Source organism: Streptomyces phaeochromogenes (genome assembly GCF_001418655.1).
Taxonomy (GTDB): domain Bacteria; phylum Actinomycetota; class Actinomycetes; order Streptomycetales; family Streptomycetaceae; genus Streptomyces; species Streptomyces phaeochromogenes.
Genome location: NZ_LIQZ01000371.1, coordinates 1 through 12165, shown reverse-complemented (window position 1 = coordinate 12165; position 12165 = coordinate 1). Strand labels below are relative to the sequence as shown.

10 protein-coding genes and 1 pseudogene are annotated in these 12165 nt (G+C 71.4%); 6 read left to right on the top strand and 5 right to left on the bottom strand.

Annotated features, from left to right (window positions below; genetic code table 11):
* Positions 1–93: 93 nt before the first annotated feature.
* Complete coding sequence (locus AOK17_RS38390) at positions 94–1800, top strand: hypothetical protein (RefSeq protein WP_245697631.1); 1707 nt, start codon at positions 94–96, stop codon at positions 1798–1800.
* Here AOK17_RS38390 and AOK17_RS38385 read toward each other — a convergent pair.
* The gene (locus AOK17_RS38385; RefSeq protein ID WP_055617239.1) at positions 1754–3835 is read right to left on the bottom strand and encodes a bifunctional glycosyltransferase 87/phosphatase PAP2 family protein; all 2082 of its coding nucleotides are present in this window, start codon (positions 3833–3835) and stop codon (positions 1754–1756) included. The two genes, AOK17_RS38390 and AOK17_RS38385, sit on opposite strands and share 47 nt — an antisense overlap.
* Before the next feature lie 335 nt (positions 3836–4170).
* On the opposite strand from AOK17_RS38385, the gene AOK17_RS38380 reads away from it, so the two are divergent.
* The gene (locus AOK17_RS38380) at positions 4171–4851 is read left to right on the top strand and encodes an O-methyltransferase (RefSeq protein WP_055617238.1); all 681 of its coding nucleotides are present in this window, start codon (positions 4171–4173) and stop codon (positions 4849–4851) included.
* A gap of 32 nt (positions 4852–4883) precedes the next feature.
* On the opposite strand, the gene AOK17_RS38375 is transcribed toward AOK17_RS38380, so the two are convergent.
* Positions 4884–5282 carry a hypothetical protein gene (locus AOK17_RS38375; RefSeq protein ID WP_055617237.1) on the bottom strand — a complete coding sequence of 133 codons (399 nt, stop codon included), beginning with the start codon at positions 5280–5282 and terminating at the stop codon, positions 4884–4886.
* A gap of 212 nt (positions 5283–5494) precedes the next feature.
* On the opposite strand from AOK17_RS38375, the gene AOK17_RS38370 reads away from it, so the two are divergent.
* Positions 5495–5899, top strand: coding sequence for a DnaJ family domain-containing protein (locus tag AOK17_RS38370; RefSeq protein WP_055617236.1), 405 nt, complete (start codon positions 5495–5497; stop codon positions 5897–5899).
* Positions 5900–6055: 156 nt separating this feature from the next.
* Here AOK17_RS38370 and AOK17_RS50395 read toward each other — a convergent pair whose 3' ends face one another.
* Both AOK17_RS50395 and AOK17_RS38360 read right to left on the bottom strand, forming a co-directional pair.
* Complete coding sequence (locus AOK17_RS50395) at positions 6056–6319, bottom strand: hypothetical protein (protein ID WP_055617235.1); 264 nt, start codon at positions 6317–6319, stop codon at positions 6056–6058.
* A gap of 902 nt (positions 6320–7221) precedes the next feature.
* Positions 7222–7953, bottom strand: a complete 732-nt coding sequence (locus AOK17_RS38360; RefSeq protein WP_055617234.1) for a hypothetical protein — start codon at positions 7951–7953, stop codon at positions 7222–7224.
* Between the two features lie 189 nt (positions 7954–8142).
* On the opposite strand from AOK17_RS38360, the gene AOK17_RS38355 reads away from it, so the two are divergent.
* Positions 8143–8772 (top strand): dihydrofolate reductase family protein, encoded by a 630-nt coding sequence (locus tag AOK17_RS38355; RefSeq protein WP_055617233.1) that lies wholly within the window; start codon positions 8143–8145, stop codon positions 8770–8772.
* A 65-nt stretch (positions 8773–8837) separates the two neighbouring features.
* A complete protein-coding gene (locus AOK17_RS38350) occupies positions 8838–9359 on the top strand; it encodes a GNAT family N-acetyltransferase (protein WP_055617232.1) in 522 nt (173 codons plus the stop codon).
* Between the two features lie 28 nt (positions 9360–9387).
* Here AOK17_RS38350 and AOK17_RS38345 read toward each other — a convergent pair whose 3' ends face one another.
* Entirely contained in the window at positions 9388–11514 is a 2127-nt protein-coding gene (locus tag AOK17_RS38345; RefSeq protein WP_079053517.1) for an MDR family MFS transporter, read from the bottom strand.
* Between the two features lie 167 nt (positions 11515–11681).
* Between AOK17_RS38345 and AOK17_RS52855 the strand changes: the two are divergent.
* Positions 11682–12165, top strand: a pseudogene (locus tag AOK17_RS52855) (hypothetical protein); the annotation flags it as partial.

The window sequence follows — 12165 nt, the reverse complement described above, 5'->3', positions numbered from 1 at the left end:
GCCCCTGCCTCCCCCGGGGCTCATAGGGCCCCGCCGGGTTGCCCCGCGCCCGAAAACGACTGAACGTTTCCGGTCCGTTACGCGTCTTCACGGATGGCACAGCCAACTGACACCTTCGAAGACTTCGAACGGAAAAGCCGAGCCGTGGTCCCAGCCGAACTGTCACTCGTCCGGCCGGAGGGCGCGACCGCCTCCCGGAAGCGGGACCTCCGCCCGGTTTGGAGGCGGTTCCGCGTTCCCCTCCTCGCCACCCTGCCGACCGTGCCGCTGTACGTGGTGTGGTGGCTGTTCCTCGCCACCGGCGGCGGTGATCTCGCGGCACAGGAGGCCTGGGCGGACTTCGCGTCCCGGCACGGCGGTTCGGCGTACAGCCTGTTCTGGTACGGCGGGATGCACACCGCCAACTACAGCCTGATCTCGCCCTACTTGATGGCCGCGTTCGGCGTGCGGACGGTCACCGTCGTGTCCGGGCTCCTCGCCGCCTGGCTGGCCTCGGTCCTCATCGTCCGTACGGGGATCCGCCGGCCTCTCGGCCCGGCGCTGCTCGCCTCGCTCGCGCTGTGGTGCAACGTCGCGTCCGGGCGGACCACCTTCGCCCTCGGTGTCGCGCTCGGGCTGGCGGCCTGCGTACTGCTGACCCGGGAGCGCCGCCTGCCGCTCGCGGTGGCGTACGCGGCGCTGGCGGCCATGGCGAGCCCGGTGGCCGGACTGTTCCTGGTCGTGGCGGGCGCCGGCCACGCGCTCGTACGGGACCGGGTGCGGGCCGCCACGCTGATCGTCCCGCCGGTCGTCGTCGTGGGCACCACCACCCTGCTGTTCCCGTTCACCGGCGAGCAGTTGATGCCCGCGGCCCGGATCTGGCCGCCCGTCCTGATCGGCGTCGTCGTGCTGACCCTCGCGCCGCGCGGCTGGCGGGTGCTGCGGTGGGGCGCCGTCGTGTACGCGGCCGGGACGGTCCTCACGTATCTGATCCCCTCCCCGGTCGGCACGAACGTGGAGCGGCTCGCGGAACTCTTCGCACCGGCCGCCCTGTTGGCCGCGCTGCTGGCGGTGCCGGCCACCTCGACACCGGCCGGGGCGCCCCGCAGACGCACCAAGCAGAAGCGGGTCGCGCTCGTCATGGCGCTCGTCTTCTCCGTGGGGTGGGTGGGCAAGAAGACGGCCGACGATCTGCAGGTGTCGACGGCGGTACCGGCCTGGGCCCACGACACCACCAGCGTCGTAGAGGCCCTGGACCGGCTCGGCGCCGACCGTACGCGCGTCGAGGTGGTCCCGGCCCGCAACCACCGCGAGGCCACCGCCCTGGCCCCGCACGTGAATCTGGCGCGCGGCTGGAACCGGCAGCTGGACATGGAGCGGGGCCGGCTCTTCTACGACGGGACGTTCTCGGAGACCACGTACCGCGCCTGGCTGGACCGGTGGGCGGTCGGCTTCGTCGTGCTGCCCTCGGGCAAGCCGGACGGTTTCGCGGAGGACGAGGCGCGCCTGGTCGCGCGGGGAACCGGGTGGCTGGAGCCGGTGTGGCGGGACGTGAACTGGCGGGTCTACCGCGTGCGCGGGGCGGTGCCGCTGGTGTCGAAGCCCGCCACCGTCGTGCGGGCCGACAGCGCCGCGGTCCTCGTGCACGTCCCGCGGGCCGGCTCGGTGACCGTGCGCGTCGCCTTCTCGCCCTGGCTGTACGCCGAGGGCGGCTGCCTGGAGAAGGCGGGCGAGTTCACGCGTCTGACGGTGACCGAGCCGGGCGAGTACCGGATCAGTTCGGGGTACGGCCCTTCGCCGGGACCGGCTCCGCGATGCTGACGTCCGCGGACTCCGCCGAATCGGCCGTCTCCGCCGCCGATTTCGCGAGCGGTCGCGGGCGCGGTCCCTGGAGGAGGTAGGTCAGCGCGAAGCCCGCGCCGACGACGGCCGCACCGCCCACCGCGTCCAGGACCCAGTGGTTGGCGGTCGCCACGATCGCGGAGACCGTGAACAGCGGGTGCAGCAGGCCGAGGGCCTTCATCCACCACTTCGGGGCGAGGATCGCGATGACGAGCCCGCACCACAGCGACCAGCCGAAGTGCAGCGAGGGCATCGCCGCGTACTGGTTGGTGAGCGCGGTCAGCGTCCCGTAGTCCGGCTGGGAGAAGTCCTGCACGCCGTGCACGGTGTCGATGAAGCCGAGGCCGGGCATCAGCCGCGGCGGGGCCAGCGGGTAGAGCCAGAAGCCGACGAGCGCGAACAGCGTGGCGAAGCCGAGCGCCGCGCGGGCCCAGCGGTACTCGGCGGGGCGGCGGACGTAGAGGATGCCGAGAACGCTCAGCGGCACCACGAAGTGGAACGACGTGTAGTAGAAGTCGAAGAAGCTCTGCAGCCAAGGGACGTCCACCACCGCGTGGTTGACCCAGCGCTCGACGTCGATCTGCAGGAACTTCTCGATCGCGTGGACCTGCTCGCCGTGCTCCTCGGCGGTGGCCCGGCCCCCCGCGTTGGTGCCGCCGGTCGCCGCGAGCCTGACCTGCTGGTACGCGGAGTAGCCGACGCGGATCAGCAGCAGTTCGAGCAGCAGGTTCGGGCGGGTCAGGACCCGGCGCAGGAACGGCAGCAGGGGCACGTGCTTCCAGCGCGTGGGCACCGGCTGCGCGTACTCGGTCGGGATGGGCGAGCGGTAGTACTCCGACGTGCGGGACAGAAACGGAACCACGGTGGCCGCCGCGAGGGCGGCGAGCAGGACGACATTGTCACGCAGTGGGTAGAGGGCCGCCATGTTCGGCAGCATCATCTTCGCGGGGAGCGTCATCACCAGGATGACGGCGACGGGCCATACGTACCGGTCGCCGGCCTTCTTGCCGACCCGGCCGACCAGCGCGAGCAGCACCCACAGCAGCTGGTGCTGCCAGGTGGTCGGCGACACGGCGACCGCGACACAGCCGGTGACCGCGACCGCGAGCAGCAACTGCCCGTCGCGGGCGTAGCGCACGGCGCGGCGCAGGCCGAGCACGGCGACGGCCGCGCCCAGCGCCAGGAACAGCCCGATCTCCAGCGGCCCTTCGAGGCCGAGCCGCAGCAACGCGCCGTGCAGCGACTGGTTGGCGAGGTCGTCGGCGGGCCGCCCGAGCCCGACTCCGGCCAGGTGGTGCACCCAGTACGTGTACGAGTCGTGCGGCATCGCCGCCCACGCGAGCGCGGTGCCCGCGGCGAAGGTGATCCCGGTGGAGGCGGCGGCCCGGCGGCGGCCGGTGAACCACAGGAGCGGCGCGAAGAGGAGCACGGTCGGCTGGAGGGCCGCCGCGAGCCCGATCAGCACCCCGCTCGCCCGTTCCCCGCGCACGGCGAAACAGCCGAGGAGCACGAGGAGTACGGGAATGATGCTGGTCTGGCCGAGGTAGAGCGTGTTGCGCACGGGCAGCGACAGCATCAGCAGGCTGATCGCGACGGGCGCGGCGAGCAGTGCCGTACGGCGGCTCACGGGCTGCGGCAGGGCGCGCGCGGCGACCACGCCGAGGGCGGCGACCAGCAGCAGCGTGCCGAAGGTCCAGCCCCAGCCGAGGGCCTGTTCGGCCGAACGGGTGAGAGGCTTGAGGACGAGCCCGGCGAACGGTGTGCCCGTGAACTGGGTCGAGTCGTACAGCGAACCCTTCACATGGAGCACGCCGTTGGGTCCGACCCAGGTCTCCAGGTCCGTCAGCCGTTCGCCTTTCGGCGTGCCCAGGACGACGGCGACCTGCCGTACGGCCAGGACCGCGGCGATCAGCCAGAGGCCCGCGCGGACCAGTCCCAGCCGTGCCTTCGCCGCTCCGGGTGCCGCCGTCCCGAAGGCATCCCCTGGTCGCCCACCGTGCTCAACATTCGCCACGCGCCGTTGGCCCTCCCGCCCCGTTCGTCCCCGGTGTCCCATGGGTCTGGGTGCGTCTGTTTCCTGTTCGAATCCTAAGAGGCTCGCACTCCCCCCGCCGTGAGACGCAGGCAACCCCCTCTTCACCTGACGTCCTTCAGTCTTTTGTCCGGATGGAGGTGTTGTACGGCCGGTGAGGCTCCCTCGCAAGTCGCCGCGAGACCTCCGCGAGTCGCCCCGAGACCTGCATGAGTCGCCGTGAGGGGAATACAACCACCCAACCTGCCGGTAACCGGCTATATTCGGCGACGGAACTAGTTAGCGCACCTAACTAGACAGACGAAAGGCATACCCGTATGACCGAGCCGCAGCTCTGGCACGACGTGGACGACTACTTCACCGGCCTCCTCGCCCCGCCGGACGAGGCCCTCACCGACGCGCTGAACGACAGCGACGCCGCCGGACTGCCCCACATCAACGTCGCCCCGCCGCAGGGCAAGCTGCTGCATCTCCTCGCCGTGATCCAGGGCGCGGCCCGCATCCTGGAGATCGGCACCCTCGGCGGCTACAGCACCATCTGGCTGGCCCGCGCCCTCCCCGAGGACGGGCGGCTGATCACGCTGGAGTACAGCGAACGACACGCCGAGGTGGCCCGCCGCAACCTCGCCCGGGCGGGCCTGGACAAGATCACCGAGGTCCGGGTGGGCCCGGCGCTCGACTCCCTGACGAAGCTGGCCGACGAGGGCGACGGGAACGCGGCCCCCTTCGACCTGGTCTTCATCGACGCGGACAAGGTCAACAACCCCCGCTATGTGGAGTGGGCCGTGAAACTCACCCGCCCCGGCAGCCTGATCATCCTCGACAACGTCGTGCGCGGCGGCGCCGTCACCGACGCCACCAGCGACGACCCGAGCGTGCGGGGCACCCGCGAGGCCCTCGACCTGTTCGCCACCCACCCGAAACTGACCGCCACGGCGATCCAGACGGTGGGCTCGAAGGGGTACGACGGGTTCGCGCTGGCGCGCGTGCTGCCGTAGCCCCTTCGGCGCCGCGGCCAGGGCCTTCTGGGTCAGGCCTCGTGGTAGAAGCCCACGTTGACGCTGCGGGGTCCCGTGCGGTCGTAGACGATCAGTTCGCCGGAACCGCCGAGGGGCAGTTTGGCCGTCCCGCCGTACGGCAGGATCTGCGGGGCGGCCCCGCCGACCAGGGTGAACCGCACCTCGGACGAGGGGTCGTCGTGCGAGCCCCGCAGCCAGGTCACCTGCCAGCTTCCCTCGGGCCCGCACAGGAACTCCAGGTGCACCCGCGAGACGAACAGCCAGTCGTCGGGCGTCGCGAGGCGGCACACGCCCCGGTCCCGCCCCACCCGCAGCACGGCACCCGGCTCGCTCGGCGCGTCGGCCATCTGCATACCGGCCGTCGCGCCGGCTTCCGTACCGGACACCGTGGCCATGGTGAGTTCGAGCACGTGTGCTCCTTCGTTCCCGCGCGTTCCCGCGTTCCAATTGTCCCGCGCCAGGACGCGGTTGACGCCCCGGCGAGGTGTCGCCGCCGAATGATAATTCGCCCGGCCCCGGACCGTCCGGTGCAGTCCCAGACCGTTCAGCGCGGTCCCGTACCGCTCGGCACGGTCGCACACCGTCCCGGCACGGTTCGCACACCGTCCGGCACAATGGACGCATGACCGAGCGCAAGCCTCCTGGTGTCAGCTTCGAGTCCTGGGTCGACAAGCAGATCCGCGATGCGGAGGCCCGTGGGGAGTTCGCCGATCTTCCCGGCATGGGCAAGCCGCTGTCGAGCGGTCCCGACACGTCGTACGACGAACTGTGGTGGATCAAGCAGAAGATGATCCGCGAGGGCCTGACCGTACTGCCGCCGACGCTGGCCCTCCGCAAGGAGGCCGAGGACGCCCTTGAGGCGGTCGCCAAGGCCCCGTCGGAGCAGGCGGTACGGCGGATCATCACTGAGATCAACAAGAAGATCCGCGAGATGATGTTCAAGCCGCCGCCGGGCCCACCGCTGGGCCTCAAGCCGTACGACGTCGAGGAGATCGTCCGCGAGTGGCACGAGCGGCGCGCGGGCTGAGGCCCCGCCCCGCCGAAGTGGTCCTCGTCGAGACCGCGCCGCCCTTTCGGGGCACGGGTGAGGCCCTGCCCCGACACATGGCCCGGGGCAGGGCCTCGCTGCGCAAGTTGCCTCAATATGCCTACGGCGTACGGGAGTTCGCGCGGGCGCGCGGGTTCACAGCCGCAGGAGTCGTTCCGCCAGTTCCCGGTAGTCCCGTAGGGCCAGCCGGAGCTGTTCGGTGTCGGCCTTGTCCTCGCCGGTGGTCTGCCAGGACGTGCGGAGCGTGCGGCGACGCTCGGTCACGGCGTCGGTGAACCGTGCCGCGACCTCTTGAAGAACCTTGTCGGCCTCCTCGACCGACCCCCGGGGCCCGTCGATGAAGCCGGCCACCGCGTGCTGGAGCTGGAGGGACCACTTTTCGCCGGTGTCGGGGGACATCAGGCGCCCGCCTGTGCCTCCGGCTCCGGTGGTTCCGGGGGACGACTTGGTCTGGGTGGCGGGTGGGGTGCCTGGGGCGGGTGTGCTTTCGGGAGCCCTTGAACCTCCCCCAGCCGTGTTGTGCGGGTCGGCATCAGCTGGCCGCGCAGTTCCCCGCGCCCCTGATGGGGCGGGCGTGGCTGAGCCTGCGCCGGAAGCGGGGGCCCTGCCGGGGGTGATGGGCTGGTCGGGTGCCTCGGCCCGGTCAGGTACCCCAGCCCGGTCAGCAGACCCAGTCCGGTCGGACATCTCAGTACGGCGAACAGCCTCAGCCTGGCTGGGTGTCTCGGTCCGGCCAAGAGTCCCGGTCCGGTCGGCAGCCTCGGCCCGGCCGGGCGCCCCCGTCAGGTCAGGTGCACCAGTCTGGCCGGGTGTCTCGACCCGCCTGACGCCCTCGGCCCTGTCAGGTGCCTCGGTCCCGTCGGGAGAATTCCGCCGGTCGGACATCTCGGTACGCCGAGCAGCCTCAGCCTGGCTGGGTGTCTCGGTCCGGCCAAGAGTCCCGGTCCGGTCGGCAGTCTCGGCGCGGCCGGGAGCCCCGGTCAGATCAGGGACCCCAGCCCGGTCGGATGCCCCAGTCCGGTCCGGTGTCTCGGCACGCCCGGCGCCCTCGGCCCGCCCGGCAGTCTCGGCGCGCTCGGGACTCTCGGTCCGGCCCGCAGCAGCCGCGATCCGGCCGAGTATCCCGGTCCGCCCGGCGAGCTCGGTCTGGTCGGGTGCCCCGGTCCCGTCCGGTGTCTCGGTCCGGTCGGGAGACGTCGGCCGGTCGGCGGACGTGGGTCGTTCGGCGGGTGTCGGCCTGTCGTTGCGCCGTTCCGGTGGGGGCGGGGGTGCGGCCGTTGTGTTGTCGTCCGGCATGACTCTCAACTCCCCTTCACATGGCGCCTGTTGAGGGCCCACGGCGCGTGTGTGCGACCGCGGGAGCTGTCGGTGTTGGTGTCCGTATCAGTGTCGGTTCGGGTGGTCGCGGGCACTTCCTCGGTCTTCTCCCGGGGCTCGGCCTTCCCCCGGGACAGCGCCTTCTCGTCCCCGCGGGCCGGGGCCGTCAGGTCCTGGAAGAGCGCGCGGGCCTCGACGAGGGCCTCGCGCAGTTCCTCCGTACCGGCCGCGGGGCCCGCCCCGGAGCCGTTCGTGGGCGCGTGCGCGGCCCGGTGGACGCGCCGGTAGCCGTGGACGTGGTGCGCGTGGTGCACGGAGAGCGCGTCGAGCTGCTCGTCGTGACGGCTGCCGTCCGGGAACCCTCGGGCACCGGCCACCTCGGCGATCAGCCGGTCCGCCTCGACGACGGCGTCACGCGGCGAGTCGACGAACTGCTCCTGGACCGCGGTCCAGCGGACCAGATACCGCTCCCGCGCCGAGGACTCCAACGGCTGCTCGCGCAGCGACCCGTGCCGCTTCACCCGCTCCTCGAGTTCGTGCTCGGCGGCCTTGGTGTCGCCGTCGTGCCGGGCGACGGCCCGGTCGTACTCGGGCCCGAAGCGCCGCTTCAGACCTCGCCCGCCGCCCGCCCCGCGGGCCGCGACGGACCGGGCGACCACGGCGGCCACGAGAGCCACCGCGACCACGATCAGAAGGATGATCACGCCTGTGGACATGGAATGCCTTCCGGGTTCTGGGCCCAGTGGGCCGCTTCCCCAGCCGGGTTGCCCGCGCAGCGCTCCCCAAACTGCGCTCGCGACATCCGTGCGACAGCGTGTCGATTACGCCGTCCCTCGTTCGACGCATGGGTGAGAGCACGAGTGAGGGGCGGCACAGAGGCGCCTCCTGATACCGAGGAGAACACCATGAGCAAGGTCGTCGCACGGATCGGCATATCGCTCGACGGATTCATCACCGGCCCCGACTCGGGGGCCGAGCACCCGCTCGGCATCGGCGGCGAACGCATTCACAACTGGGTGTACGGACTGCGCGCGTTCCGCGAGATGCTGGGGAAGCAAGGCGGGACGGAAGGTCAGGACAACGACGTCGTCGCCGAGTGGGTCGCCCGGTCGGGCGCGGTGGTCATGGGCCACGGCATGTTCATCAGCGGTGAGGTGCCCTGGGGCGACGAGCCGCCGTTCCACATGCCGGTGTACGTCGTCACCCACCACCCCCGCGAGACCGTGGTGAAGGAGGGCGGCACGAGCTTCCACTTCGTCACCGAGGGCCCCGAGCACGCCCTCGCCCTGGCCCGTGAGGCGGCGGGCGACAAGGGCGTCTCCCTGGCGGGCGGCGCGAACCTGATCCAGCAGTTCATCCGCGCCGGTCTCCTCGACGAACTCCTCCTCCACGTCGTCCCGGTCCTCACCTGCGCGGGCACCCGGCTCTTCGACAACCTGGGCACGGACCACATCGAGTGGGAGAAGGTCTCGGTCATCGACTCCCCCGAGGTCACCCACATCCACCTGCGGGCCCTGAAGCGGGCCACCGGCTGAGCCGACGGCACTTCGCTGGTAAATCGCTTGCGGACGGCGTACGGGGCCTCGTGACAATGCCTGCCATGAAGACACGTACGCCCGGTGTCCCGGGGCCCTGGACCGTCGCCCCCGAGCCCTTCGACTCGCCGGCCGCGGTCGCCCTCTGGCGGGCGTACTACACGGAGGTCAGCGACCGCTGGTACCGGCTGCACCGCGGGCACGACACCGACCCCGCCGAGCTGGAACGCGAGATCGCCGCCGACACCGGAGCCGAATTCGCCCCGCCCGGCGGGGTGTTGCTCGTCGCGCGGCACGACGGCGAGGCGGCGGGCATGGCGGGCGTACGGCTCCGGGACGCGACGACGGGCGAGCTCAAGCGTGTCTTCGTACGCGACGGTCTGCGGGGCAAGGGTGGCGGTGCCGTTCTTCTCGGGGCGGCCGAGGCGGCGGCCCGGGCGCTCGGGGCCGGACGGCTGATCCTCGACACGCGGGGCGACCTGGTGGAGGCGCGGGCGCTGTACGCCCGGCACGGCTACGCGGAGACCGAGGCGTACAACGACGACATGTACGCCGAGCACTGGTTCGCCAAGCGGCTCAGCGCCTGAGCCGCCCGCGTACCGGGAGGCACCGGGGTCACTTGGTGAGCCACACCCGGCCGGCCGGCTTCGGGACGGTTCCGTTGTGGGGGCGTTCCTGGTTGGAGCCGCACATCTCGGCGTTCAGCTCCTCGACGAGCCGGACCAGGTCGGTGGGCCGGTCCGGGCCCCACCAGTCGCCCAGGAGCTCGGCGAGGGACTCCTCACGGGCCTTGGACAGCTTCTCGGCGGCCTCGCGGCCCTGGTCGGTCAGGACGAGGTCGATGCCCTCCCGTACGGCGAGCCGCCGCTCCTCGACCTGGCGGGCGGCCGCGATGACGACGTGCAGGGGCACCGCGCTGCGCTCGGCGAGGACGGCGGGCTCGGCCCAGCCGTAGCGCCTGATCCGCAGCAGGAGCCAGCTCGTGGCGGGCAGCAGGTCGTACCCGGCGCGGGCGGTGATCTTCTTGTAGATCTCGCGCCGCCCCTCGCGGGTGCCGAGCACGGACAGCGCGCGGCACACCTCGTCGTACGAGGAGCGCTCCACGGGGTTGCTGGCCAGCGTCTGGGTGGCGTCGGGTGCCGTCACCGAGGCCCGCAGCCTGTCCTCGCGCAGGAACCAGGCGAGCACGAAGCCGGCGAGGGCGACCGGGGCCGCGTACAGGAAGACGTCCGTGATGGACGTGGAGTACGCCTCGACGACGGGCGGCCGGAGTGCGGCCGGGAGGTCGGAGATGATCTTCGGGTCGGCCTTCAGCGCGTCCACACCGAGGCTCGGCGGGAGGTTCTGCCCGCGGAGCGCGGAGGTCAGTTCGCTGCCCAGCCGGCTCGCGAAGACCGTGCCGAAGATCGCGACGCCGAACGAGGCGCCGATGGAGCGGAAGAAGGTGGCGCCCGAGGTGGCGACGCCGAGATCCTCGTACGAGACGGAGTTCTGCACGATCAGCACGAGGACCTGCATGACCAGGCCGAGCCCCAGGCCGAACACGAGGAGGTACGAGCTCATCTCGGCCGCGGAGCTGTTCTCGTCGAGCTGGTGCAGGAGCAGCAGACCGATCGCGGTGACGCCCGTACCGGCGATGGGGAACACCTTCCAGCGGCCGGTGCGGCTGACGATCTGCCCGGAGACGGTCGAGGAGACGAGCAGTCCGGCCACCATCGGCAGCATGTGCACGCCCGACATGGTGGGCGAGATGCTGTGGACGACCTGCAGGAACGTCGGGAGGTACGTCATCGCGCCGAACATCGCGAAGCCGACGATGAAGCTGATCACGGCGGCCAGGGTGAAGGTGCGGATCCGGAACAGCTTCAGAGGCAGTACGGGTTCGGCGGCCCGCCGCTCCACGGCCACGAACGCCACGGCGAGGACGGCACCCAGCACCGCGAGGCCGATGATCTGCACCGAGCCCCAGCCCCAGGTGCTGCCGCCGAGCGAGGCGACGAGGACCAGGCAGGTGGCCACGGCCGCGATCAGGAACGTACCGAGGTAGTCGATCGTGTGTTTCTGGGAGCGGACCGGGATGCGCAGGACGGTCGCGATGACGGCGAGCGCGACGATCCCGATGGGGAGGTTGATGTAGAAGACCCAGCGCCAGCTCAGGTGCTGGGTGAACAGCCCGCCGAGCAGCGGTCCGAGGACGCTGCTCGCGCCGAAAACGGCGCCGAACAGGCCCTGGTACTTGCCTCGTTCGCGGGGCGAGACGATGTCGCCGACGATCGCCATCGACAGCACGATGAGCCCGCCGCCGCCGAGGCCCTGGAGGGCGCGGAAGGCGATCAGCTGGGGCATGTTCTGCGCCATTCCGCACAGCGCGGAGCCGATCAGGAAGATCACGATGGCGGTCTGGAACAGCTTCTTGCGTCCGTACTGGTCACCGAGCTTGCCCCAGAGCGGGGTGGCGGCCGTGGAGGCGAGCAGATACGCGGTGACGACCCACGACAGGTGATCGAGGCCGCCCAGGTCGCTGACGATGGTCGGCAGCGCGGTCGACACGATCGTCTGGTCGAGCGCGGCGAGGAGGAGTCCGAGGAGCAGGGCCCCGATCGAGACGAGGACGCCCCCCTTCGGGTGCTCCTGACCGGCGGTGGCACCGCGCGAATGGTCCCGGGTGGGACGGCCCGCCTCCGGTGCGTTCATACCATTCATGCCGTTCGTGTCGTTCGCACCGTGCGCATCCTCGGCCATGAAGACCTCCCGGCCACGAGAGTCCCGATTCCTCTTCCATCCTGGTCGGTGTGACCGGTTATGGCCTGTTGAATCCGCTACGGAGTCCGGGATTCCGGGGGTAACCGGGAGATTGTGTGGAGGGTGTCTGCATAATCGCTGGAGTTCGTACGGGGAGGAACCCACACGTGAACGACCGGAACGGTCACATATGCCCGGAATGCGGAGCGCCCTGGGGTGCGGAGGGCTCCCCCACGTGCGACTGCGCCCGCCGGGCCGCTGACGCACTCCTGGAGACCCGCTCCGCGGAGACCGCGGCAGCGGAGGACTTCGACCCCCTGCGCATCCGCCCGTACGTGGACCTGGACCCGGCGACACCGGGGGCGACGCCGACCGAGGCTCCTGCGCCTGACGGCACCGACCACGAGCACGCGTACGAGCACGGACACGGGTACGGGCAGGCACACGAGTACGGGCACGAATACGGGCAGGCACACGGCGACGGCGCACCCGTACCCGAGCCGCCGCTCACCGGCGCGACGCACGAAAGGGAGCGGGAGCCTGCCGACGCGGGTGCCACCGCCCAGCTGCCCCGCGCGACGGCGCTCCCCCGCCCCTCGGCCCCCGACACGGGCCTCTTCGAGGAGGCCCATCAGCTGGACCCCGCCGGGT

Bases quoted from the DNA above. Each gene is read 5' to 3' on its own strand.
- AOK17_RS38390 (WP_245697631.1), top strand. From the start codon at position 94: ATGGCACAGCCAACTGACACCTTCGAAGACTTCGAACGGAAAAGCCGA.
- AOK17_RS38380 (WP_055617238.1), top strand. From the start codon at position 4,171: ATGACCGAGCCGCAGCTCTGGCACGACGTGGACGACTACTTCACCGGC.
- AOK17_RS38370 (WP_055617236.1), top strand. From the start codon at position 5,495: ATGACCGAGCGCAAGCCTCCTGGTGTCAGCTTCGAGTCCTGGGTCGAC.
- AOK17_RS50395 (WP_055617235.1), bottom strand. From the start codon at position 6,319: ATGTCCCCCGACACCGGCGAAAAGTGGTCCCTCCAGCTCCAGCACGCG.
- AOK17_RS38360 (WP_055617234.1), bottom strand. From the start codon at position 7,953: ATGTCCACAGGCGTGATCATCCTTCTGATCGTGGTCGCGGTGGCTCTC.
- AOK17_RS38355 (WP_055617233.1), top strand. From the start codon at position 8,143: ATGAGCAAGGTCGTCGCACGGATCGGCATATCGCTCGACGGATTCATC.
- AOK17_RS38350 (WP_055617232.1), top strand. From the start codon at position 8,838: ATGAAGACACGTACGCCCGGTGTCCCGGGGCCCTGGACCGTCGCCCCC.
- AOK17_RS38345 (WP_079053517.1), bottom strand. From the start codon at position 11,514: ATGGCCGAGGATGCGCACGGTGCGAACGACACGAACGGCATGAATGGT.